The 25,149-nt window shown below is 39.3% G+C and carries 24 protein-coding genes; 11 read left to right on the top strand and 13 right to left on the bottom strand.

Annotated elements, in window-relative coordinates; translation table 11 throughout:
• Positions 1–5: 5 nt before the first annotated feature.
• The 3 genes from D0T18_RS06515 to D0T18_RS06505 form a co-directional block, all read right to left on the bottom strand.
• Positions 6–791, bottom strand: coding sequence for an S-adenosylmethionine synthetase N-terminal domain-containing protein (locus D0T18_RS06515; RefSeq protein ID WP_116440711.1), 786 nt, complete (start codon positions 789–791; stop codon positions 6–8).
• Between the two features lie 10 nt (positions 792–801).
• Entirely contained in the window at positions 802–1,362 is a 561-nt protein-coding gene (locus tag D0T18_RS06510) for a P27 family phage terminase small subunit (protein WP_240318303.1), read from the bottom strand.
• A gap of 150 nt (positions 1,363–1,512) precedes the next feature.
• Positions 1,513–1,872 (bottom strand): HNH endonuclease, encoded by a 360-nt coding sequence (locus D0T18_RS06505; RefSeq protein ID WP_103013440.1) that lies wholly within the window; start codon positions 1,870–1,872, stop codon positions 1,513–1,515.
• A gap of 72 nt (positions 1,873–1,944) precedes the next feature.
• Here D0T18_RS06505 and D0T18_RS06500 point away from each other — a divergent pair, with 72 nt between their 5' ends.
• A complete protein-coding gene (locus D0T18_RS06500) occupies positions 1,945–2,346 on the top strand; it encodes a hypothetical protein (protein ID WP_103013439.1) in 402 nt (133 codons plus the stop codon).
• Between the two features lie 72 nt (positions 2,347–2,418).
• On the opposite strand, the gene D0T18_RS06495 is transcribed toward D0T18_RS06500, so the two are convergent.
• The 8 genes from D0T18_RS06495 to D0T18_RS06460 all read right to left on the bottom strand — a co-directional run bounded on the left by D0T18_RS06495 (position 2,419) and on the right by D0T18_RS06460 (position 11,304).
• A complete protein-coding gene (locus tag D0T18_RS06495; protein WP_116440710.1) occupies positions 2,419–4,740 on the bottom strand; it encodes a glycoside hydrolase domain-containing protein in 2,322 nt (773 codons plus the stop codon).
• A 141-nt stretch (positions 4,741–4,881) separates the two neighbouring features.
• Positions 4,882–5,310 carry a sigma factor-like helix-turn-helix DNA-binding protein gene (locus D0T18_RS06490; protein WP_101890245.1) on the bottom strand — a complete coding sequence of 143 codons (429 nt, stop codon included), beginning with the start codon at positions 5,308–5,310 and terminating at the stop codon, positions 4,882–4,884.
• Positions 5,270–6,709, bottom strand: coding sequence for an SNF2-related protein (locus D0T18_RS06485; RefSeq protein WP_116440709.1), 1,440 nt, complete (start codon positions 6,707–6,709; stop codon positions 5,270–5,272). The genes D0T18_RS06490 and D0T18_RS06485 overlap by 41 nt, the downstream gene beginning before the upstream one ends.
• Positions 6,690–6,995, bottom strand: a complete 306-nt coding sequence (locus D0T18_RS06480; RefSeq protein WP_240318301.1) for a PDDEXK family nuclease — start codon at positions 6,993–6,995, stop codon at positions 6,690–6,692. The genes D0T18_RS06485 and D0T18_RS06480 overlap by 20 nt, the downstream gene beginning before the upstream one ends.
• A 227-nt stretch (positions 6,996–7,222) precedes the next feature.
• A complete protein-coding gene (locus D0T18_RS06475) occupies positions 7,223–9,562 on the bottom strand; it encodes a virulence-associated E family protein (RefSeq protein ID WP_240318300.1) in 2,340 nt (779 codons plus the stop codon).
• Positions 9,549–9,923 carry a DUF7768 domain-containing protein gene (locus D0T18_RS06470; RefSeq protein WP_116440708.1) on the bottom strand — a complete coding sequence of 125 codons (375 nt, stop codon included), beginning with the start codon at positions 9,921–9,923 and terminating at the stop codon, positions 9,549–9,551. Before D0T18_RS06470 ends, D0T18_RS06475 begins: the two co-directional genes overlap by 14 nt.
• The gene (locus tag D0T18_RS06465; RefSeq protein WP_116440707.1) at positions 9,916–10,674 is read right to left on the bottom strand and encodes a phage antirepressor KilAC domain-containing protein; all 759 of its coding nucleotides are present in this window, start codon (positions 10,672–10,674) and stop codon (positions 9,916–9,918) included. Before D0T18_RS06465 ends, D0T18_RS06470 begins: the two co-directional genes overlap by 8 nt.
• 12 nt (positions 10,675–10,686) lie before the next feature.
• Positions 10,687–11,304: a hypothetical protein gene (locus tag D0T18_RS06460; protein WP_116440706.1), complete on the bottom strand. Its 618-nt coding sequence runs from the start codon at positions 11,302–11,304 to the stop codon at positions 10,687–10,689.
• A 401-nt stretch (positions 11,305–11,705) separates the two neighbouring features.
• On the opposite strand from D0T18_RS06460, the gene D0T18_RS06455 reads away from it, so the two are divergent.
• The 10 genes from D0T18_RS06455 (at position 11,706) to D0T18_RS06410 (ending at position 22,290) form a co-directional block, all read left to right on the top strand.
• Complete coding sequence (locus D0T18_RS06455; RefSeq protein ID WP_240318299.1) at positions 11,706–12,839, top strand: ABC-three component system protein; 1,134 nt, start codon at positions 11,706–11,708, stop codon at positions 12,837–12,839.
• Complete coding sequence (locus D0T18_RS06450; RefSeq protein ID WP_116439681.1) at positions 12,823–13,047, top strand: ABC-three component system middle component 7; 225 nt, start codon at positions 12,823–12,825, stop codon at positions 13,045–13,047. Before D0T18_RS06455 ends, D0T18_RS06450 begins: the two co-directional genes overlap by 17 nt.
• Positions 13,038–14,702 carry a DUF2326 domain-containing protein gene (locus D0T18_RS06445; protein WP_116440704.1) on the top strand — a complete coding sequence of 555 codons (1,665 nt, stop codon included), beginning with the start codon at positions 13,038–13,040 and terminating at the stop codon, positions 14,700–14,702. The genes D0T18_RS06450 and D0T18_RS06445 overlap by 10 nt, the downstream gene beginning before the upstream one ends.
• Positions 14,692–14,895, top strand: a complete 204-nt coding sequence (locus D0T18_RS06440) for a helix-turn-helix domain-containing protein (protein ID WP_116439679.1) — start codon at positions 14,692–14,694, stop codon at positions 14,893–14,895. Before D0T18_RS06445 ends, D0T18_RS06440 begins: the two co-directional genes overlap by 11 nt.
• Before the next feature lie 375 nt (positions 14,896–15,270).
• Positions 15,271–16,017 (top strand): TetR/AcrR family transcriptional regulator, encoded by a 747-nt coding sequence (locus tag D0T18_RS06435; protein WP_116440743.1) that lies wholly within the window; start codon positions 15,271–15,273, stop codon positions 16,015–16,017.
• Positions 16,014–17,768, top strand: coding sequence for an ABC transporter ATP-binding protein (locus tag D0T18_RS06430; protein ID WP_116440703.1), 1,755 nt, complete (start codon positions 16,014–16,016; stop codon positions 17,766–17,768). The genes D0T18_RS06435 and D0T18_RS06430 overlap by 4 nt, the downstream gene beginning before the upstream one ends.
• On the top strand, positions 17,761–19,518 hold the full coding sequence (locus D0T18_RS06425) for an ABC transporter ATP-binding protein (protein ID WP_116440702.1): 1,758 nt from the start codon (positions 17,761–17,763) through the stop codon (positions 19,516–19,518). Before D0T18_RS06430 ends, D0T18_RS06425 begins: the two co-directional genes overlap by 8 nt.
• Positions 19,519–19,565: 47 nt before the next feature.
• Complete coding sequence (locus tag D0T18_RS06420) at positions 19,566–20,150, top strand: MptD family putative ECF transporter S component (RefSeq protein ID WP_116440701.1); 585 nt, start codon at positions 19,566–19,568, stop codon at positions 20,148–20,150.
• Positions 20,150–20,884, top strand: a complete 735-nt coding sequence (locus D0T18_RS06415; protein WP_116440700.1) for an energy-coupling factor transporter transmembrane component T — start codon at positions 20,150–20,152, stop codon at positions 20,882–20,884. Before D0T18_RS06420 ends, D0T18_RS06415 begins: the two co-directional genes overlap by 1 nt.
• Positions 20,881–22,290, top strand: coding sequence for an ABC transporter ATP-binding protein (locus tag D0T18_RS06410; RefSeq protein ID WP_116440699.1), 1,410 nt, complete (start codon positions 20,881–20,883; stop codon positions 22,288–22,290). The genes D0T18_RS06415 and D0T18_RS06410 overlap by 4 nt, the downstream gene beginning before the upstream one ends.
• 599 nt (positions 22,291–22,889) lie before the next feature.
• Here the strand turns inward: D0T18_RS06410 and D0T18_RS06405 are convergent.
• Both D0T18_RS06405 and D0T18_RS06400 read right to left on the bottom strand, forming a co-directional pair.
• Positions 22,890–23,534 carry a hypothetical protein gene (locus D0T18_RS06405; RefSeq protein ID WP_205411957.1) on the bottom strand — a complete coding sequence of 215 codons (645 nt, stop codon included), beginning with the start codon at positions 23,532–23,534 and terminating at the stop codon, positions 22,890–22,892.
• Positions 23,535–23,548: 14 nt separating this feature from the next.
• The gene (locus D0T18_RS06400) at positions 23,549–24,487 is read right to left on the bottom strand and encodes a recombinase family protein (RefSeq protein WP_116440742.1); all 939 of its coding nucleotides are present in this window, start codon (positions 24,485–24,487) and stop codon (positions 23,549–23,551) included.
• Positions 24,488–25,149 lie beyond the last annotated feature (662 nt).

Genomic DNA, 25,149 nt, shown 5'->3' with positions numbered 1-25,149 from the left:
TCCCATTAGAAAAGACCCCAGCAAGCCAGCTTTTCAAAACCACCCACCGAGTCAATATAATCTTTCGCAATTTTCACAATCTGCGCATACGGTTTACCATCAACCATTTCATCCCCGATAGCACAAGAAAACTCAACCACACGACCAGTTTCCTGCGCTTTCAAAAACGCGTAAATGTTAACCGACACGTCAGCTTTCGTAAGATCCTTACCATGAAGACCGCCGCCCGTAACAGCATCAGCCATATCTGACCCAAGTTTTCGGTTAACCGCTCCCGTATCCACGCTGATACCACCCGTCCAGTCGCCTAAAGGATTAACAAACGCACTCGGATACTCTTTCAATAAGTCTTCTCGTTTAGCGTGAGACTGGCAGATGATAAGCTTTTCACCATCAAGAACATACTTGCCATCATACGGATACTTTTCATAAACCTTTCGAGCAATAGTAGAAAGCTTCTTCTGCTCGCCTGTTAGTGGCACGCCTTTAAAAATCCCGTTATCACCACAGCGAACCATACCATCCTGGTTTCGGCTTAAATGCTTATCCTGCGGCACAACCGTAATATCAATCTTTACTTTCCCAGGGCTTAAACGGTGGATAATATTTTTAATATCCTTAAACTTAAACATCACCGTGCTTTCAATACACACGGCACACTTACCATGCCCGAGCATCACTTCAACAGCAATCTTCGGATTCTCATCCAGCTTGTAAGCCAGATCAACAATTGCTCCAGCAATACGATCCGCAATCTTGTCAACATGCGACGGGTTTACTTTTTCTATCATAATTTTTCTCCTAAATGTTTTTACGTGTAATAAGCAGGCGTTCCATTAAATCGTTTTGAGGTGAAACACCATCAAACTCAGTCGAACAGTTTTCTTTCACAATCTGGAAAATCTCATTCCAAAGCCTGACCGCCTGATTCATGTAGTTAATACCAATATTTATAAAAGGCGAAGGTATCGGTTTACCCGTAGTCGGATGCTTGGAAAGAAACCCGAGTTTACTAGTTACTTCCTCGCATTGAATCCAACGAGCACAACTCATCGCATACCGTTCAATAAGAGGAGACGGGACTTTACTGCTAACACCAATGTCTTTTAGCCACTTCCATGTTTCAGCGAAAATTTCTCTAGCCTGAAGCTGAGTACCGTCTTTTTGCGTGGCAGATAAAAACTCGTGAGGCTGAGGCATTTCAGCGCCTTCAAGCTCCGGAATATCAAGAACACTTAAAGGCCTGCCACCTGGGTTTCCTTCACTCGCTTTTTCAACAACCGCTTTCTTTTTACGCCCGGCACCCACGCGTCTGCCGCCACGACCGCCGATATTATTTGATTTTGTAGGCAAACTTTCCACCTCCTTCCCACGCGAGTTTTAACTATTAAAAAATTTTTGTGTCTGATTTTGCCTATTACCCTTTTGAATACGCTGTTTTTGCACGCGAGACCCTGCGCCCGTTCCCCATGGGGTAGGCTCGTAGAGATTTAAACCCCCCTAGGGGGTGGGTTATTTGTTATGCCAGCGATCTCCACGCTTAGCGTGAATTTTAGAGTGACAGGATTTACATAGAGAAATAAGATTATTCCTCTCATGCGTTCCACCTTCAGCAATCGGTTTAATATGATGAACCTGCTCAACAGGTACAAGCATATGGTTCTTAAAGCAAAACTCACAGAAAGGATGCTCTTTCACATAAGAATCCCGCACTTTCTGCCATGCTCTGCCGTAACGCTTGTGAGCATCATAAGGACGCTCGTATTTTTCGTAGCGCCGGTTCTCTTGTTTTAAGTGTTCCTCACAAAACCTGCCGTCAGTTAGGTTCGGACAGCCTTGATAAGAACACGGTCTTTTAGGTTTTCTTGGCAAGACTCATCCTCCCTCGGGAAGCTTACACTTGTGATACAATTGTTAAAATAAAATAGTTTACAGGTAGTTGTTATGAAAAAATGTAAAACCGTAGCAAATATCCTTTGGGCATTAGGCGTTTTCTTATTACTTTTAGTGATTTTAGAAGAAAGAAACATTACGCATTTTCTTCCCATATATTTAGACCCGCATACACCTACAACCACAGTCCAAATATATTTGTCTGACATATTAACAATATCGATTTGCTGTACAGGTTATCTTCTGCTGGCTATCTCTCTAGTTCTTAAAATCATTACTGCTACATCAACAAAGAAACTACCTCAAACTGACAAACCAATATATATAAAGATCATACTTATCTCGTTAAAAGTAGTAGCAGTCATTTTCACACTACTCATAATTGCCTTATCCTTATTATTTGCTTTCTTTTCCTTCCTAGGTTTAGTTGTTGATTTTAATACTCCGCAATAAGTAACTCAAAATAAGAAGGAGTTCACAGCATTAAAATATTATGAACTCCTTCTGACTATAGAAATATGATAATTAGCTTGCCATAAACTCCGCATACATTTGACCTAATATCTTGGCTTCCGTCACCGTAGGCAAAACATCAGTTTTAGCAGCTTGTTTCAAAAGGTCTTTATTTACATTTTTTAACGGGCCAAAATCTATACCATCAGCTAGTTTCTTGAAGGCACTAATGACATTATCTTTAGACGAATTAAATCGTTCTTGATAAAACATCTTGATTCTTTCACGCTTACTATGCTGATATAGTTGTGATATAGATTTTGAAAACCTTGTATCACTATTATCTTTCTTCATGGAAGAAACAATGAGATAGGCATCTGCGTCTGCAACCACGTCATCGTAACCAAATCCTTGTCCATCAGTTTTACTACCCAAATGCTCCTTTAACCACTCCGATAAATCTTGATCTTTGGCAACCCTCCTATAATTTCCAAACATTTGTAGTAAATCTAACGACCATCCACCTAAATCACCTAAGCTGTAATCACCTTTATTTTCTGGTATTCCCCAGCAAATATAGCCTAAGGCAGTAGCAGCCATATGAGCAATATCTATAGTTGATACTTTGTCCCTAATAGAAGGCTGTTTTGAACATACAGCATGACATACAGACCGAGCCTCCCTATCGTTTTTGTCGATATTAGGTTCTGGAGTGTAAAGCCTCCACAATCCAAAGTATTTGTCACCCCAATATTCTGGTTTTCGCAGGTATTCAAGAATATATTGGCCAACTGCAAATCGATATGCAATCAATGGGTTGAAAATACCTTCAAACGCTTTAAGACACTCTTTTTCTGTTGTAGTCACCCATTTAATAAATTGAGTTTCATCTTGCTGATATTTCTGAGATGATAGAACACTATTACAGGCTGGTATCTTCCCATTGTAAGCAACCTTATCTAAGTCCACTTTACCTTTATAGCCAGGGATTCCATGGAATTGATCATAGTTCCAGTTTTTAGGAATTGGGAATCCCAGATTGCCACTAAAAGCAGTAGACATATCTGATACGAAACTAGAAACAGACAACCCTACATTAGATATCCTTGTACACACATTACGCGACGCATAAATGCCCACTGAGTAACGAGAATCAATAGTTTCATTAATACCTTTAAAATAAGGAATAATGTTACTATCAATCTGATAATCATAAATATCCATGTCTACCGCAAAATAGATTACTGTTGCTGGTACACCTTTAGATAATGCTGCTTCACTAGCTTTCGTACCGTGTTCAAGACCTTTTTGATACGTAAAGTCGCTAAGGCTACGACCATTTTCTTGGAAAATAGGGAAATATTTCAAGCCTCCGTCAACAATACGTTTCAGCTCGCCTTCACGGATTTCTTTAAACGAGCCACCTGTTAAATAACGTCCAACAATTTCATATCCGTCGCGTTTAAGAGTATTGAGTAATTCCGAAGTAATTTCAAAACGTGTGTCGCATGCTTTTGCTTTTCTGTCTGGATTGCCTTTACTAGTTAACAACGACATCCACGTGTTAACATCAAGTGCTCCGCTGACTGGAAGCTTATAGTCTTTTTGGAATTTAGTGAGTTGCTCAGCAAAATCATCATCCCAATTCTCATTTTGAAGACAATCATATCTAATGCAATTAAGTACAGCTTTTGCTAACCACACCCACTTACCATAGGAAGAAGCGTTTTGCCTGCTAATAGTTTTCAAATTACGTCGTGTACCATGTCCAAAATTGCCCGTGGCATCATCAGGCGAATAACCCTCTAACGACTGTAAAATCTGAATAAGTGCAGTGTTCATTTCTCGACCATACAAGCCGTCACAAGGAATGATACCAGTATAATCCTTATAGGTTCGATTAACAGTTTGTTGAATAATCCTAACAACGCCAGTACCACCGTAACGATTTAGTAAAACAAACTGTTGCATAGAAAGAAGAGCTTTCATTATATCAATTGTGACTGTAGAATCACCACCAATACCCATATCATTCTTCAACTCTTTAACAGCACGCCCCGTTCCACTATAAAAGTGTTGCGTAATATTATTACTTGTCGAATAACCCTTACACCATAAAGCACCCTGAATAATAGAGTAAACATTACTTTTCGACTCATCACTATCATCTTGTTGTTTAACACCGTGCGGATAACGTTGATTAAATTTACGTGTTGTACCAGCACCAAAATTATTTGCTGTTGCTGTTATACCAAGCTCAATCTGCAAAGCTCTAATAAGCCCATTGATTGTATCCCAACCAGTATTCCCATCAGTAATAACTGAACCAAACCCAGGCTTATCACCATAGGTTTTGTTTAACCATTGTTGTGTTTGCAATACCATCTGATCCATGTTGTGCCTCCTTTTAGGCATGAAAAAAGCCCTGAAAGATTACTCTTCCAAGGCTTAGTATTTATAATTTTGCTAAGTTTATAATACCATATAGAAGGCTGTAACGTCTCGTATCAGAGCGTACCAAACCGTACCATTTTTTCAGATTTGGATTAGATTATCTGGTAAAACCATGTGCTCTAACGCTTTACCATGCCATCTTATAATCGTCATTCTGCTAGCATGGAGTTCTTTCCCAATATCCTCCCACGTCATGTTACTCATGTAACGGTAACGTAAAATCATCTGCTCATCCACGCTTTCAAGTTTAGAAATCACATCCAAAATCTGCTCTTTCAAACTGGTAAGCATCGTAATCTCCATGTTAATCTTTGCTTCTAAATCCATAACCCTTATAAGAGCTTTCACAAACGGAGCTTCCACGCTTCGAGTCGTCTGCACATACTCTCTGTCGTATCTTAATGATGAAACACTTGTAGCAAGCTCACGCAGTCTTACTACTTCATCCATGTCAGCCTTAATCCGCTTATCAAGAAGATAGGCTTGCCGTAAGTATTCTTTTTTGTTCATTCTTACCTCCATTTTGAGGTAAGTTCTCTCTAGAACCCCTTTCCCTCACTTCGTTAATTGATAGTCTTGCTTTAACCGACTCGATTAAAGCATCCTGCACTTTAGCCTTCATGCTTAAAGCCCTCATCACATCCTCATCAATCGTGTCCTTAGTGATAATGTGATGGATTACAACCGTATCGGTTTGACCCTGACGGTTAAGCCTAGCGTTCGTCTGCTGGTAAAGTTCCAAACTCCAAGTCAGGGAAAACCAGATAAGAGTAGAACCGCCAGCCTGTAAGTTAAGACCATGACCTGCAGAAGCCGGGTGAATCAACGCTACAGGAATCATGCCGGCATTCCAGTCAGCAATATCAGCACTCGTTTTAATCTCACGCACATTAAAACGATTCTTAATCCGCTCAAGATCATGCTTAAACCAGTAAGCTACAAGAACCGGTTTACCGTTAGCAGCCTCGATTAAATCCTCTAAAGCATCAAGCTTACGATCATGAATATGAACGCTTTCTTTTTTCTCGTTATAAACCGCGCCGCCTGCCATTTGAAGAAGCTTATTTGAAAGAGACGCTGCGTTAATCGCATCAATCTCTTTACCCTCCAACGACACCACCATATCCTGTTTCAGCTCATCGTAGAGTTTTCGCTCCTTACCGGATAACTCTACTTTCACCTCGTTTATCACACACGCTGGCATTTTCAAATAGTCTTTTGACTTCATCGAAATCGTAATATCAGCTATCTGCTTATAGATTAAGCTTTCAGCACCTTCTTTAGGCTTGTAGGAAAAAACCATGTGCTGGTTACGCTTATCAGGATTAAAAAAGTTCTGCCGATAATACGTAATATAGCGGCCAAGCCTTTCACCCATATCAAGCAGCCTAAACTCAGCCCACAAATCCATAAGCCCGTTAGAAGAAGGCGTTCCTGTAAGACCAACAATCCTTTTAACTTTCGGCCTAGCCTTCAGTAATGCTTTAAAACGTTTCGCCTGATACGATTTAAAACTTGAAAGCTCATCTATCACAACCATGTCAAAATTAAACGGCAGGCCGCTTTTCATTATCAGCCACTCCACGTTTTCACGGTTAATAATATAAACGTGAGCAGGCGTTTTTAGTGCTTGAATCCGCTCCTTCTCAGTGCCTGTTACCACAGAATAAGTCAGGTGTTTTAAATGCTCCCACTTTTCTAACTCTAAAGGCCACGTAGTGTTTGCAACCCTAAGAGGAGCTATAACAAGAGTTCTGGAAACATCAAACGAGTCAAGCATCAGGTCGTTAATTGCTGTAAGACTTATCACACTCTTACCAAGTCCCATTTCAAGCAAGACCGCTGAAACCGGGTGTGTGATAATAAAATCAGTCGCATACTTTTGATACTCATGTGGCTCGTATCGCATCAATCACACCTCCAATCTGACTCTTGTCATCAACCACGAAAACCTTAAAACCTAAAGCCTGTAAGTCTTTCATCCGTTTCACCTGTAAGACTCTAGGCTTTTTACCTGGTGCTTTAAGCTCTACAAAACCAATCTTGCCCCCATGAAGTAAAACCAGCCTGTCAGGAAGCCCGTCAACGGAAGGACTCGTAAGCTTTAAACAAAGTCCTCCCATTGCTTTAACTTCACGGACGAGTTTTCGCTCAACCTCTCGTTCTCTTACTATTATTTTTTGTTTTCTTATCACTGCTTCTTATCCTTTATGCTGTGACAAGGACGGACAAGTGACTAAAAATCCCTTTACGCGCGAATACACGTGTTACGTGTACGCTATAAGTATAAATAAAGATTTTATTTAATATAGAATTTCATCTCTTGTCCGTCACAAGTTGTCTAAACTCAGTAACATCAGGCGTGACAACTATCAGATGATGTGACAAGCCTTAACAGCTTGTCACTAAACAACCTAAGTTGTCACACATCTTGTCTTTCATAGACTCGTTGTAAACCATAAATTCCCACATGCTTTCGCGTGCCTGTTTTTTGCCAGTCTTTCAAACGTTTCATAATCGCCGATATTGCGTAACTGTCGATAGGCTTAATATCTTCTTTGGCTTTCCCGAAGCATTCGCACCATATTTCAATGTTGGATACTTCCATGCGTTTAATCGAGCCTTTAGGTCGTGTCGGATCCTCCATGTCACGGAAGTAATCTCGCCGCCTGTAAATATCCATTTCACCCCAAGTATCGGGTAGAAGCATGTTAAGATACTCTCTGACAATGCCTTCACGGTCGTCTTGCTGCATGGCTTCACGCTGTTCTTCTTGAGCGAAAGCCTCCAAGCTCTTGTCAAGGAACAGTTCTTCACCCGCCTTGGAAATAACCATGGTTTCCGCCCATATTTGGTCAACTAGTTCTCGCGTCATTTCCCAAGGCTTATACTTACCGTTTCCCGACACTTTCACATTCCAAAAACGCCGGTTACCAGTAACATCCCTTAAATAACCGTTTTCACTATTCGTTGTACCGAAGAACACGCACTGCCTCGGGTGTGGTGCTACACGTTTTCCAAAAGAAGCACGATACTTATCGTCACGTCTTGAAACAAAAGCCTTTACCTTATCAAGATCAGCTTTTTTCATGCCCGCAAGCTCGCTGATTTCATGAATCCAATATCCTTGGAGTTTTTCAGCCGCCGTCTTATCGTTCATGTCTGAAAGCGTGAGACTGTCTGAAAACCATTCCATGCCAAGGTTTGATATAAACGTTGACTTGCCGATACCTTGCGCACCGTTAAAAACAGGAAGGTAGTCAAATTTAATACCGGGATGGTAGATACGCATGTATGCTGCACACAGTGTTTTTCTACACACTGCACGAATATACGCGTTGTCTTCAGCACCAAGATAGTCGATAAAAAGCGTGTCTACACGTTTAACCCCATCCCATTGAGGAAGACTCTCAAAATAGCGTCTTATCGGATGATAACTTCTATCATCTGATACTTTCGTGACAGCAATATCATAGTTTCTCTGTGAAAACGAGCCATAATGGTCGTCCACGTAGCAGATAAGCTGCGCGTCGTCCGCGTCCCTCCAAAACTTCGCAGGATGCTGCCAAGGCACGTCGCCTTTAATTTCAAGACCATCAGCCAGCTGGTTAAAAACGATTCCTTTAAGCAAAGGATCATGTTTAATAATGAGTTTCGCATTATAAAGCGAGTTTTCTAAAACCGCGCCTTTAGACGTGTAGCGTAGTTTTTTCTTCCAATCCTCACTATCAACAAAATCATCTTTTGCTTCCAAGAGTCTCTCGTTTGCCGCTTGAAGTTTTACTTCATCAAGGCTCATCGCAAACTCGCTCATTTTCTTAAACGACTCTTTCTCGTCCAAGCTAGCGAATTTGTGCGTGCGAACAATATCAAAAGCATTACACAGTTTCAAATACGCCGGGTCTTTAGCATGATGAGAGTAAACGAACTTGTCTTCGATAATCTCAACTCCTGCCATACTGTGTGAGGCTATAAGATGCCAGCGGTTTTCGTTATCCGTCGGCTCATATATGTCGCTTAAAAACTTTTCTAAAGCAAGAGTTACTGGGTTAAATACTCGGTTAAACAATCCAACTACACCATTTTTCGCGAGTGGATCTTGCACTTTCTGCTTTTGCACCTGATTCGCTTTACTCTCACGAGATGAGGTCGGAAGCCTGGTTGGATCTGTCCACTCAGGGTGAGCGAATAAAATATCATCTGGATTAAGCCAGTCTTTTTCAACCTCTTTATACTCATACACGCCGTTTCGTGGCGTGGACGGCCAGTACATGAGCTGGTTAGGCAAGTAAGAGCACTCATCAAACTGGTCAATACCCAGCATGTCAGCCAAATACCTTGATACTGCTACAAACTCGTCAGGTGTTACATTCCTCGTTAAAGGAAAAACAATTCTCACCCTCGGATTATCAGGCGTGTGACTGTGTGTCGTGTACAGAAAAGACGTGTAAGGCGCAACACTCTCATAGAGTGCAATAAAGTCTTTAGCAACATGATCCCCGTCTAAGGCGAGCATGGAGCGAAATTCAACACTGTCGACTTTTCGTCTACCGTAAGCCAACGCTCCTGCAACGAAACCACCGTGGTCTTTTGCAAGATCACGGTCTGCTTTTTTCATTTTTGCATACTCTTCCGCTGACTCTGAGGTGCGAATCGTCACTTTAAGACGGTCTTTCAGCTCATCATAAGTGATGGTCTTATTAACCCACGTCTTTGCCTGCCTGTTGTTACCGTAAGCGATAGCTAAACTACGCATCAACATTCACCTCCAAATCCTTATCCGTAAAATACTTAATCGGCTGCCTACGTTTCTCTGCCAGATTGATTTCTACTTGCATGCCGCCTGTGATTTTTTCTCCGAACACCCACAGCTCGTTGCACTTACCTAAGAGGATAATGTCCATAAACATCGCATCCCCTCTATGCTTTTGATTCTCATCATCCATAAACGGGAAAAGCAGGTGTGGAGTGATGGGGATTGCTCCGTGTAAATACGCGTAAGCCGCACACCGGATAGCATGTTGCACGTTTTTCTCCTTATCTCCACGGTATGGAGCACAGATGTAGACGATAGGCTTAAAGTTCGGTGTTGTTTCTAAATGTTTTTTATAAGTCTTACTCATCTTTAGCCTCCTGTTCAATCAATGGGTAGATCCCGTGTTGTGTTATGAGGTGATAGATGAAAAGCCTGCCTTTCTGAGTCCAATAAGTGTGAACCTTTGAATGAGTAATACCCTTAGCGTCTTCATAAGCATGCGTTTTTGTGCTGGTATAGCCTTTCTCAGCATATTTTTGATATAAAAGCCAAGTATCAGATTGCTTAAATTGGACACCAAGTTCATGTAAATAGTTGTTCATCCACTGTGCCGATTTACCATAATCTTTTGCAATCACGCGCATGGAGATTATGTCTTTGCATTTAAGCACCACATCGTAATAGCTGGCTTTCGGTTTAAGCTCTGCTATCTGCTGTGTTTGCAACGCTACAGTATTGGTAAGTTTCAGATTTTGTGATTCAAGTAGGCTCAATTTCCTATTGGCTATTTGCAACGCACGTGCCATTACCGCATCAGGCGAGTTCCACTTCTCTTCAACAGAAATAAAGTATTCTCGGAATTTTCTGCCAAGTTCTGTACGCTGAATCATACATAGCTGTTTTGCCATATCAATAGTAAGCTGATGATTGGTTAATGGACGACCTCCCGTACTTTCGCTCAAAATTGAGCAAAAGTCCCTACCTTCAATAAAACCGTAATCACACATCCTTGGAAACCAGTCCTTATAGGCGGTTTTAATTTGAAGTGCTGTATGCAAGTCTCTGCCACTTACCGTTAAATTCTTACTATCTTGGTTTACTGTAATTAGCTCTTTCATAGTAGCTACCTCCTAATTTTTATTGGAGGAACTGGCTCCTCCTATGAAGTAGCCACGGCAGAGGCCAAAATCTGACGCTTTTTTAATATTCTTTACTAATTTTTTCTCAGCCCGCTTCAGCTTATGTGTAATATTGTTAGCCAAGCGATCCACTGCTTTTTTATAATCAGCATCCGTTTCAAAAGCATCACGGCTAAGCATAGATGCAGCCTTTTCGTTAATCGCCATCTTCCTAATACGAACAGCCATAAAAAGATCCGCCACATCCGGCTTTAAAATCGAGTAAACAAACGATTCAACTGCCCTATATTCTTCTGAATCTTTAATCTGATTTACTGTTTTGAAAAAGATGCCAGAGTCTCTAACATCACTCATGCAAGACTCATAATCATCAGTTTCCTCACCGTCTTCACCGCTGTAAGGTCTAGTAAAGCCTTTATGTCTCTCATATTTATGCAGAGAGTTATACTCGGGACGGTTAAACTCAGCATCTACCTTTTCTTGTGCTCTTTTCTCAAACTCTTCTTCGCTTTCATCGGGAAGAAGGTCGATATTAAGCCAGCCCTTAACCTCATCAAGCTTGAGGTCGAATGTTGTAAAATGATTGTCACAGCGTAATTGAATTCTCATAAAAAATCCTCCATCTGATTTCTGATGAAGGACTTCCTTGAATTCAGCTCAAATAAGGCATGACAAAACACCACAAGCTAGAATGAAGAATTCCTTCATCTTTACTTGCAGCTGCCTTATTCGGTAAGACTGCTGTACTTATTTAGTTGTTCTATGTGGACTCCGAATAATCCTTAGCTAAGGGATATTTCCGCATAGAGGCTGAGGCATATGCCTCTTTGCAAAGCTACTGTCCTTTTATCGAATATTTGCTTTGCTCAAAGGTATCTTTGCGTGATATAATTTACACATCAGCAAAGTTGTTTCTTTGATGATTTGATTGTATTAAATCGGATTTTTTATTTGGTTCTTGTTTGGATCAATGTGGTTCAATGTGGTTCAAAAAGAAAGGAGGGGTATCTTTGGACTTTAAAATGTTTTGTGCAATGCTATACAAACGTATCAGTGACGATTATGATGTTCCTCAATTTGTGAAAGATTTAATTGTCATGATTACAAGCGTGCCTGAAGGTGAATGGGGCACAAAAAAAGATCCCTCTGAATCCGTAAGCACGAATACATATCGTAATTTTGCTAAAAGAGGTATTTCAAAAAAAGTTGCTCGAGCAATTTGCTATAGGCTTACCCCTGAAATTTTTATAGAAAGCCTGAACTCAAGACCTTCAGAAGTTTTGAAATTATTAGCTCAAGATTTACGTCCGTATGATCCGAATGTTACTACTGCTAATGTTGCTGAAAAACTTGCTGATATATTCGTCAATATTATTAGAGAAACAGCAGGAATAATCGCACCTGATGTATTGGAAAAGAAAAAGCAACTACAATCCTCTTCTGATTTAAAAACCAGATACGGAAAATATTTATTGCAAGAATGTGAAAACCATTGTGTAATGAACGGTTGTTCTAAAACACTCGTACTTTCTAATGATTCCAATGTTTCAGAAGTCTATGAAATAAGTCGCATTGATAAGACTAAGGAGCCAACTATCGATAATCTTGTAGCTCTTTGCCCTCAATGTTTTGCAACATATCAGATGGATAACACTAAAAAAGTTACAAGTCTTTTGTTCAAAAGAAAAAAAGCCCTAGCTAACCACATGGCAAACATAGGCTTACTTAGTTCCTCACAGCTGGAAAAGGGACTTACAGACGTTATTTACAAAATTACTAAACTTAATCAAAAAGATTTATTTGGCTCTTCTCTAGATCCAAAAGAATTAAAGGAAAAAATAGATCCTAACAATGATTTCCATCTTTATCTAACAGTAAAACAACAAGTTACTAGTTACTTCGTGAAAGTCCAAGAAATCCTTGTTAACTTAGATAAAAGTAATGTTATCGATTATGAAGATTTACAAGCTCAAATGCGATCCATTTATAAAAAGCTTAAAAAAGCCGAACGGAGTGACATGGAGATTTTTGAAGAAATTTCTGAGAAACTGCATAAACTAACTCTTCAGCAATTGATTTATTGTCAAATCGTTGTGAGCTACTTTGTGCAGAAGTGCGAGGTGTTCGATGCAATTACCAAATAAGCTATACCCATATGAAAAAAGCACTCTGGCAACACTACCAGTAGTGCTAAAAATAATAAAAAGCGGAAAAACGAATGTAAAAGATATTTTTCAGTCTACTTTGAACTCTTTAGACGAACCTACAGACTTTTTATCCGTTATGGACTGTCTTTACGCTCTTAATGCAATTGATATGACAGATGAGGGTGAGGTGAAACTATGCTTATAGAAATTTATTCTCCTGCCTTTAAAGAAAATAACAATATTAGACCAGTCATTCAATTTAAAAAAGGTCTTAATGTTATTCAAGGGACACAAACAGGATCCAACTCAATAGGCAAATCATCTGCTCTATTAGCAATAGATTTTGCTTTCGGTGGCAACTCCTACCTTGATAGCGATGGCGTGAAATACGTAGGCAACCACGTTATATATTTTTGTTTCAAGTTTGACAAGAAATACTTTTTTAGTAGAAGCACAGCTAATGCAGATACGATTACTGTATGTAATGAAAAATATAAAACCACAGACAAAACACTGTCCAGAAAAGAATTCATCGAGTGGTTGAAAGAAAGATACGTCAGCAATAAAACCAATCTTTCCTTTAGACAATTAACCAGTACATTTTTTAGAATCTATGGAAAGAATAATCACGATGAAAATTATCCTCTGCAAGGATATAGAAATCAACCAACAAAAGAATCCATCAAAATTCTCATGAGCTTATTTGATTTCTACAAAGATATAGAACCATATCACAATCAATTAGACGTACAAATAGACAAGCTCAAAACATTTAAAAACGCTAGAAAATATAGTTTCATATCCAATCTGGTTGGTGGCAAAACACAGTATGAAGAAAACATTAAAACCCTTTCCAATCTACGGGCTGAACTTAATGCGTTAACACTTAATTATGAGGTAAATGCAAGCAGTGAAGAAATCGAAAGCAATAAAGCTCGAGAAAATTTGAAAGCTAACAAATTAAGTTTAGACACCCAACTTGAACGACTTCAACGACAATCTAAACTATTAGAAATCAGTATAGAGTTTGGATTATTACCGACAGAAGCTGACATTGAATCGTTAGCCGAGTTTTTCCCTGATATCAACTTAAAGAAAATTTATGAAATCGAGCAGTTCCATAAAAAACTTTCAGCCATATTAGAAGATCAGTTCAAATCAGAAAAAGAATCACTTGATACAAAGACTGCTGAAATAAAAGATTCTATAGAACAAGTAGAACAACAAATGTCAGAATTAAATATTACTAACTCTATTTCTAAAGATTTTCTTGACAAACACTCTGAGCTTAACAAAAAAATAGAAGCCCTAGAAGAACAAAACAAAGCCTATCTTGAAGAAACACAACTACAAGAGGCAAAGCAATCAGCTACACAAAACTTAGAGAAAAATGTCGAACATATACTTTCTGAAATAGAATACAACCTCAATACAAAGATGCATGAATTTAACGATAGACTATACGTTGAAAAACGTAATTCACCAAAGATAGAACTAAGAAACTATAACAGTTATAGATTCTCCACGCCAAAAGATACTGGGACTGGTACAAACTTCAAAGGTTTAATCCTACTAGATCTTGCTATACTTTACACCTCGGCATTACCAGCTTTGGTGCATGACTCATTATTCTTTAAGAATATTGACGACGAGGGTATTGACGGAATTATGAAAATATACAAAGATACAGCAAATTTGAATAAACAAATCTTCATTGCATTTGATAAGCAAAGCTCATACAGTAACGAAACATATGAAATTCTACAAGACAACAAAGTCCTTCAACTATACAGTGGCGGAGGCGAGCTATATGGACAATCTTGGAACAGAGAAATTAAAGGTGATAAAAATGAAATTTAGTTATAACAAATTATGGAAATTACTAATCGACAAGGGTTGGACTAAATCCAAACTCCGTGAAGAGGCAAAAATAAGTTCCTCTTCCATGGCAAAACTTAGCAATGGTGGAAACGTAACTACTGAAATACTGGTAAAAATATGTGGTGTTTTAGATTGTGACATCAGTGATATTGCTGAAATCGTAAAGGAATAATTATGTGCAACTAAAAACTTTTCATTCACTCAATATAGCCCAAAATACACGAACGATTGAACTTTTTTGTACTGTGGTACATATATGCAAACTATAAATACGGTATGTGTTTATGGATTTGCTGAACTATTGCCTAGTTTCTTATAAATTTTATTAGCACAAGCAGGCACTCTTCTAACCAGCATCGACAAATATTTTTACTTTCAAGCAAGAGCTTGACAGTAAACACTATCTAACTTATACTGCATGTATCGACGAATCCGTCGATAGGATGACGACCCCTTAGATGTAGCCAAGGCGCGAAGACTTTTTACGCGTTGACTCATGACAACCATTTGGCGCGTTAACCCTTTGCAAGATTGTGAGGTGAATTGCATGACTCGTAATAAGCGGCTTAGTTTTGATGAACGCAAGCAAGCAATAAAGCATGCTGCTATACGTATTTTTGTCGAACAAGGCTTTGAGAACACAACCATGGAAGACCTGGTAAAAGAAACGGGCTTATCAAAGGGTGGGTTTTATCACTACTATAAAAATACAACCGACATACTCCACGACATTATGCTCGACGGCATTGCATACCGCAACACCATCATGATGAAATCTATAGAGGATGGCAAGCAATGGAGCATTGATCTTCTTGCTGATGAAATGGCCAGAAAAGTAGTTGATAGCAATGCGCTTATGCCCGTCTACGTAGAGCTTTTGTTGGCTAAGAAGAGAAACCCTCAGCTTGAACAGCTGTATAGACAGCTTGAACACACTGCTTTTGATACGTTTAGGGCACATAACATCGATGCCGAAACGCTTTCTGTTAAGCCTTCAAATTTTGAACTTATGGCTTTTTTTGTAAACGCGATCATTCTTTCTGCGAGCGTGCTCAACGAACACAAACTTGTACAAGATAATCAGGCGCTTATTAAGCAGCTGCTCTTGAATATTTTGAAGCAGGGTAATGCTCACACCCTCGATGAGGATAACAGCTATGGCGCTCAACCCAACAATGAGGGTAACAGCCACGGCACTGCTCGCACCAGCGACGAGGGAAGCAATCAGTTCGGCAGCATGCAAGGGTCTGTTCCAGCATCTTCAACTTCTTTACCAGGAAAGGAGCGCTCATGAATACATACAATACATACCGCAAACTGTTTGCGTATATTCCGCAGTTTAGGGCTTTGGCTCTTGGGGCAGTTCTTGTCTCGGGTTTATCGGCGGTGCTTACTACCTGCGGCTATTATGCCATAAATTGTTTTTTGTACGCGCTTATAGCGGACCAAAATATGCCCCGCGCACAAAGCCTTGCGTTTGTTATTGCACTGCTTTTGCTTGCTGGAAGTCTATGTCTTGGAGCGTCTGGGCTTATGGCACATTACGTGGGATTCAACTTAGAAAACGTGTTGCGCAAACGCGGTGTCGAAGGCTTAAATCATGCAAGTTTTACATTCTTTGACACACATTCATCTGGAGCTATTCGTAAAACTATTGACGACAATGCGGCGCTCACTCACACGATTGTCGCACACATGATTCCAGACGCTACGCGCGCAATCCTTATGCCGATTTTTATTATTGTGCTCAGCTTTTGTAGTAGTTGGCGCGTGGGTGTATGCATGTTGGCACTTACACTTATCGGTGGCGCTATCATGGCCGGCATGATGGGTGGCAAGCAATTCATGAAAATGTACCAAGATGCGCTTGATAATCTATCAGCAGAAACAGTCGAATATATTCGCGGTATTGCGGTCATTAAAATTTTTGGCGTTTCGGTTCGCTCCATGAAAAAGCTCTCCAAATTTATTCACAATTATTCAACATACGCTTACCAATATTCAAAGCATTGCAAAGCAGGATACGTTGTGTATGAATGCCTTTTCTTTGGTATTATTGCAATACTTACACTGCCGCTGGTATTTTTTATTGACGATTTGGGCAGTCCCAAACGTTTGGCTCTCGATTTAATTATGACGTTTTTCGTATCGGGATTAATGTTTGCAGCATTTATGCGCGTTATGTACATTGGCATGTACTCATTCCAGGGTAATCATGCGGTTGATTCGCTTGAGAAGCTTTATGCGCAAATGTCGAAAGAAGAAATACATTTTGGCAATGAAGATCATTTTGCAAATCACAACATTGAGTTTCGTAACGTTTCGTTCTCGTATGACAAAAAAGAAGTTTTGAAAAATCTGTCCTTCAATTTAGCCGAAAATAAGATATATGCTCTAGTAGGAAAATCTGGATCAGGTAAATCTACAATTGCTAAACTGATGTGCGCATATTACAACATAAGTTCTGGAGAAATTTTAATTGGCAATAAACCTCTTAACACATATTCTCAAGAAGCGCTCATGCAAGAAATTTCCTTTGTTTTTCAAGATTCTAAGTTGTTTAGTAACACACTATATAACAATGTTAGCTGCGTAAAACATGACGCAAGCCACGAGGAAGTAATGTCTGCGATTTCTGCAGCAGGACTTGATTCGGTATTAGATAAATTAGATAAACGAGAAAACACAATAATTGGAACAAAAGGCGTGTATCTTTCAGGTGGCGAAACTCAACGCGTTGCGATTGCTCGTGCAATTTTAAAAAATTCTCCCATCGTAATTATGGACGAAGCGTCTGCTTCTATTGACCCCGATAATGAGTATGAGCTGCAAAAAGCCTTCAGGCGACTGATGCGCGGAAAAACGGTTATTATGATTGCACATCGTCTGACGTCCATTACGGGTGTGGATGAGATTTTGCTTGTTGACCACGGACACATTGTTGAGCGCGGTTCACATGCTCAGCTTATGGCGCAAAATGGCCAATATACACATTTGTACACAATTTACACCAAAGCTAATGAGTGGAGGGTTGTTAATGATTAAGTTTTTAAAAAATACGTTTGCTCTTACCGATCAAGGTGTACGAGGCACTTTTAAATCGAGTGTACTTAGTTTTTTGGTATTTGTTATCAATATGGTTCCTTCAATGTTGCTGCTATTGTTGGTAGATCATCTGTTACTATGCCATGTACATAGTACAGCCATCTATCTTGTGTGTTCTATTGTGACCTTGGTGGTAATGGCAGTGCTATTGAGTTTTGAATACGAAGCACAATATAACGAAACATATAAAGAAGCAGCTCATTTGCGCCTTAATATCGCAGAGAAACTTTCGCGACTAGAAATGTCTTACTTCGCAAAACACGATCTTACCGATCTCGCTCAAAGTATTATGGCAGACGTAGCATCGCTTGAACATGCAGAAAGTCACGCAGTTCCGAAACTGCTCGCGTTTTGTTTATTCTTACCATTTCTTTCTGTATTAATGTTCATAGGAAACTGGAAAATGGCGATTTGTGCCGTTGGCCCTACGCTTCTTTCGTTTTTGCTGATTGTAGTATCAAAGCGCTATGTACGTGCGCAGCACAACAAACATTACCTACGATTACGCGAAAACTCGCAAGCTTTCCAGGATCGCATTGAGCTTTCTAAAGAAATTACAGCTTTTAATCTTGCAGAAAGCGTAAAAACAAAGCTTTATGCCAAGCTTGATGACACATTGCGCGTCCACTGGAAAAGTGAACGCAACGCTGGGTTCTTGCTGATATTTGCCGATATTTTCTCGCATTTTTCGTTGGCATTCACGATTATCGGTGGCATTTTTCTTATGCAAACTGGCGAAATTTCTGTGCTATATCTGCTAGGCTACGTGCTTGCTGCCATGAAGCTCAAAGAATTTGTGGACTCGAATATGGAATTCCTTATGGAAGTTTTCTATATCAATTCGGCTGTGAAGCGTATTCGTGAAATTCGCGACGCAAAGGTATTAGATGTGCAGACGGAAGCTGCTACAGACGTACGCGCTACAGATAAACGCGCTACTCAATTTGCTAATTTTGATATAGAGATAAACAAGCTCAGCTTTTCTTACGATGACACTACTCCTGTGCTAAACGACGTAAGTTTTACTGTGCCGCATGGAACAGTTTGCGCACTTGTTGGGCAGTCAGGCTGCGGAAAAACAACTCTGCTTCGACTTATAGCGCGACTGTATGATTTTACGTCGGGCAGTATTCGTATTGGTGGCAAAGATATCAGAAGCGTGTCTACCGAAAGTCTTTATCGCAATATATCCATTGTGTTCCAAGATGTTACGCTTTTTAACACAACCATTCTGGAAAACATTCGCATTGGACGCGAGGATGCAACGGACGAAGAAGTAAAACACGCTGCTCAGCTTGCACACTGTGACTTTATTGACGCACTCCCCGATGGGATCAACACCATTATCGGCGAAAATGGACAGCAGCTTTCTGGAGGCGAGCGTCAGCGTATATCAATAGCGCGCGCATTTTTGAAAAACGCACCAATTCTTATTCTTGATGAAATTGCTTCAAGTTTAGACGTTGACAACGAGATTAAAATTCAACAATCGCTTACCGAATTGGTAAAAAATAAAACTGTGATTATTATTTCTCACCGCATGAAGTCAATTGAAAATGTTGATCGAATAGTTGTGTTAAAAGATGGTCACGTTGAAGCATGCGGTACACATGCCGAGCTTATCCAGATAAGCCCTACTTATCAAAATCTTATTGATAAAACGTGTGCAGCAGAGGAGTTTTCGTATTAGTTTGAGCGCGTGTAGAACGCACATGATAGAAAAAGGAGGAATTTGTTATGGAACGCGCAACTAAATTAAGTGGTCATGACCTGATAAACATTGGTATATTTGGAGCCATTTATTTTGTTATTGTATGTGTAATATCAATGCTTGGGATAGTACCCGTCTTTTTGCCGCTCCTTGCGGTATTAGTGCCAATTATAGGCGGTATTCCTTTTATGCTCTTTTTGACCAAAGTTAAAAAGCCAGGAATGATTTTTATTATGGCAATCATTATGGGTCTATTGATGGTGCTCACGGGCATGGGAATGTGGTCGTTGTTAACAAGTGCGATTGCAGGTTTGATTGCAGAAATTGTGTTCAAAAGTGGCAACTATGCCAGTGCTAAAAAAGCTGTTTTGACATATGGATTTTTTAGCCTGTGGATGTATGGCAACTATATGTCACTGTTTCTTGATCGCGAACAATATTTTGCACAACGTGCAAGCTTTGGTAAAGCTTATGCCGAGGCTGTTGCTCAGCTCCTACCAAATTGGATGGCGTTCGTTCTGCTAATTGCATGCTTTATCTGCGGTATTTTAGGCGGCCTGTTTGGTCAGAAAGTTTTGAAAAAGCATTTTGAAAAAGCTGGTCTTGTTTAATGGCATATTCATCTCTAGCAGCGCAAAAGAACAAACGCAGTTTTCTAGATCCACGCGTAAAAATAGTCCTTGTTTTGCTATTAGCAATATTCGTAATGGGTGGCGTGGGTGGTATGCGTTTGCATTATGTAAGATTTGCATTATCAATTATTCCCTTTGCGCTGCTTTTGATCGAACAAAGATGGAAAAAATTTTTCCATGTAAGCATGATGCTTGTAATTGGATATAGCTGTCTTTTAGCAATACCATATCTACCTAGTATGCTAAAACCTATCGCTTTAATGTGCGGATATATTTTTACTCGTCTTGTTGTAACAGTTGCAATGGGTGAATATGTAATAGCAACAACTTCAGTGAGTGAATTTATTGCAGCAATGGAAAAAATACATATGCCGCAAGCCATTATTGTGCCAATGTCAGTTATGCTTAGAATGTTTCCAACGATTGCAACAGAATGGAAATCAATTTGTCGCGCTATGAATATGCGTGAAATTCATATAGGAGCAGTTGGTATTGGAAAAATATTAGAGTACCAATTAATTCCTATGATTAGTTCGAGTGTACGTATTGGCGAAGAACTATCGGCAGCAGCGTTAATTCGAGGATTAGGCTCCCCTATCAAGCGAACCAATATTTGCCAAATTGGTTTTCGAATACAAGATTGGTTTTTATTACTCATTTCTTTGTCGGTCATATGTTTTTGGTTGTTGTTTAGCTTAGGAGTAATCGTATGATCGAATTTAGGCATGTTTATTTCCATTATGGAACTGAAGATGACCAGCATACAAGTGAATTAAATGATATTAACTTGCGCATAGAAGATGGCGAATTAATTTTGATAACCGGGCCTTCGGGTTGTGGTAAAACAACGCTGTTACGGCTGATAAATGGTTTAATTCCACGCTTCTATCAAGGAAATGTAAAAGGCGATATATTATTAAACGGTCGATCTTTTAAGAATAATGAATTATATGATTTAGCACGTGTTGTAGGCACAGTTTTTCAAAATCCTAAGTCACAATTTTATAATGTTGATACAACGAGTGAACTAGCGTTTGCGTGTGAAAATCAAGGACTACCAAAATCTGATATTTATCAGCGTATTGATACAACAGTTGCTGATTTGCACATGGAAAATTTGATGGATCGCAATATTTTTCATCTATCTGACGGCGAAAAGCAAAAAATAGCTTGTGCGTCAATTGAAGTAGCAGGATTAAACATAATTTTGTTAGATGAACCTTCAGCAAATTTAGATTACGACTCAACGTTGATGCTTAAAAAGTTGATTTTGCATTGGAAAAAACAAGGAAGAACAATTGTTGTAGCTGAGCATCGAATAGCTTATCTTTGGGACATTATGGATCGCCTAGTGGTTATGAAACAAGGTGAGATCGTTAAAGATATTAAATCCGAACAAAAAAATACGCTCAATGACCTAGATTTGCAAAAAATGGGACTGAGAACGCGACTTATGGAATCACCCATACAAATTAATAAAATGCCATCTGTCACACAAGACGATCAGATAATCGCATTAAAAAATTTCAACTTTGCGTATCATGACGTAAAGAAGAAAATAGTCAATATTAAATCGCTCGCTATTGCGCGTAATCAAATTACAGCAATTGTAGGAAAAAATGGAGCTGGCAAAACCAGTTTTCTCAATTGTTTTTGCGGTTTAGAAAAAAGTTGCAAAGGTATTTTTAAATACGAGGATAGAATTGTAAGTAATCGAGAACGTAAAAAATTATGTTTTATGGTGATGCAAAATACAGGCAACCAGCTGTTTACAGAAAGCGTTTTAGATGAAGTTTTAATTAGTTTGCCTAAGCGCAGCAAAAATAAGAACGATGTTGCGATGAATATATTACGACAATTTGATTTGGACTTTTTGGCACACCGTCATCCGCAGAGTCTATCGGGTGGGCAAAAACAGCGATTAGCAATTGCATGCGCGCTGGCAACAGGTAGAAAAATTCTAACGTTAGACGAACCGACGAGCGGATTAGACTATGCGCATATGCAAGAACTAGCACAGCTACTATCAAAACTTAAGTCAATGAATACAACAATTGTTGTAGTAACTCACGATAGTGAACTCATACATGCATGTTGCACAAGATTGATTCATATGTAAAGTTAGCTCTCGAAATGCATAGAATTTATTTATCTTGAACCACATACTATGACCTCACCAAAAGGGAGTATGAATGAATATAAACGCAGATGAACTCGTTTCTTTTCCGAAGCAAATCAAAATTGTTCTAAAGTTGCGTGCCTTGTTGACACATACGATTCAACTATTATTTAATCATACTGTGCATGAATCGTGCTTAATTAACATTTCCCCACTTCACAAGGTGGGTGCAAAGTGGGTGCACTTTTTAACGTTAACATCCTGTGCACTCGACCCCAGACCGTAGACATGTTTCCTCATACAGCCAAATCACGCTCAAAAACCGCGAGAACCCAGCTTAAAGCCGCTTCGCATTAAACCTTTTAACGATAGCACTCGCTAAGCCTTGCTACACAAGGGCAAAATTGCACCCACCTATTAAGCCCTTGACATCAATACGACAGTCTCGACGTGAGATTGTTAGGTTAAATTTGGAAATTGGCTAAGGTACTTGTTTTTCCTGTGTTGCTGCGTCTATTAGAGGAGGTTGTTTCATTCAGCTCTTTCTATCCTTGATTAGGCTATTTCAAGCATATAATTTCTATTCCATCTAGCGAGCCTTAAAAATAGGATTTTATTTTACTTCCGTCTTTGTCCCTCATATTATTAATTTTGTCGCTAAGAAGTTCAAAATTGCAAATATCATTCTTAAAATCATTGTACTTTCTATAATCATCAATCATCTCTGTTAAAGTCCTACCTTTGCCTCCATGTTGTATAGCAGTATTTACTCTTCTGATTTTTCTATCAAAAGGCTCACATTTTTTGTATTTGATTACTTCATCCATAAAATCAAAGAGAGGCGTATCAGGTTTGGCATCCCATAATACAATTAGCCACATGATTGCGTTATACAGTTGTTTTGCAGTTTCATTCCAGGTCACATTTTTTAAGCTATTAGTACCAGTAGTATTACTTTCATCACCGTTTGAATCTCTGTAATTAACTTTTAGGGGATTAAAAATTGGTAGCCCTTGATGCTTAATTAATTCAAGAAAATCTCTTGCTGCACCCATACCACACTGAATTATTTCTAGCTCCCCATCATTTCTTCTCTTAGCATTAAAAATATAGTATTCATTTTGAATAATAGGCCCTGCATCACTATGTTTACTTTGATTTTTTAATAGTTTTATATGTGCTCTAGGATGAATTTCGTAATCTTGAGCAATCTTTTCTCTTGTTGCATGTCCTCTGCAATCCATATCTCGACTCCTTCCTATTTCTTCGAGCTATATTTTTTCTTCTTTCTAACAATAGTCCCGTCCTCTCCAACTTCCACATTACTCCGAGCCGCCATCTCAAGCTCAACGGCTTCAAACTTCTCTTTAGAAATAATTCCGGAATGATGATCCGAATACAAATATTGCCTGTCAGAACCGCCTGAATCAGCTATAGCCACATCGCCTGTATATTTACGCCTAGTCAAAGTGCTCTCAACAGCCCGTTTACTCCAACTGTCTTTCCCCTTTGGAGACTTAACACCTTTACTTTTTAATCTTTCAATAATTCCAACAACGCTTAAACCTTCTAGATACCAATCAAAGATAGCTCTCACTACCTTCGCTTGCTCTTCATCAATAATCAGCATGCCATGTTTATCTTTTTTATAACCATAACAAACTCTGCTATAAAGACCTAATGTGCCATCTTCAGCTCTATGTTTTAAGCCAAAGCGTATATTTTCACTTCGCCAATCATTCTCTGCTTGACTACAAGCCTGAACCACGCTAATTAAAAGTTCATCATCAAGCGTTTCCGTATCAATCTTATCAGCCTCAAAAATAATTCTCGTGCCACAAGCTTTAAGCTTTCTAATAGCCTCTAAGCCTTCTTTCGTATCACGACCAAAACGGCTCACACTTTTAGTAAGAATAATATCAAGATTACCTTTCTCGCACTCATCAATCATTCGATTAAACTCGTTTCTTGAAGATCCAACCTTAGCTGAAGCAACATCAAGAAAAATATCAGCAACAAACCAAGTCATGTGAGAAGCAGCAAGACGAGTAAGACCAGACACTTGAGTAGAAAGACTATCCAGCTGCTCTTTACGATTCGTACTCACACGAGCATAAATACCCACAGCATAATCCTTAACAACCCGCTTAGGTTTGATGACTATCACATCTTTATTTAGCTCATCTATCTTATCCATAGCCATCTCTCCTTATTTTTAGACTAACGAAACTTAGATTTCTCCTCCATGATAATTAGCCTAAACCTTATTTTCCCACTCCACAAGGTGGGTGCAGGGTGGGTGCAGGGTGGGTGCACTTTTTAACGTTAACATCCTGTGCACTCAACCCTAGAGTGTAGACATGTTTCCTCAAACAGCAAAATCACACTCAAAAACCACAAGAACCCAGCTTAAAGCCGCCACGCATTAAACCTTTTAACGATAGACCTCGCTAAGCCTTGCTACACAAAGGCAAATTTGCACCCACCTAATCAGCCTTTGACATCAATACGACAGTCTCGACGTGGATTGAGAGAACGGGTAGTATATCTACACTTTTTTGAGTGAACACCATTGATAGTGGGTGCACTTTTTAACGATAGGAGGAGGCTATCGTTAAAAGGTTTAAGATTGGCTTAATAACTTGATTTTAGCATAAAAACAAAAAAACAGCCTAGAGATGATTCCCCCTAGGCTGACTTTTGTAACATTTCAAACGCTCACATTCTTTTGACTTTTACGATGCCCTTTCAACATCAACACTAATCTCTGATTTAAAAGTTACGCTGAACCTGTCCTCGTAAACTTTTATTTTCTTGATGTACTTTCTTACCAGCTTCTCATCATACTCACTAATATCG

This window comes from Gardnerella swidsinskii (genome assembly GCF_003397705.1).
Taxonomy (GTDB): Bacteria; Actinomycetota; Actinomycetes; order Actinomycetales; family Bifidobacteriaceae; genus Bifidobacterium; species Bifidobacterium swidsinskii.
The sequence above is the reverse complement of the archived record's forward strand: the minus strand, read 5'-3'. Positions and strand labels throughout refer to the sequence as shown.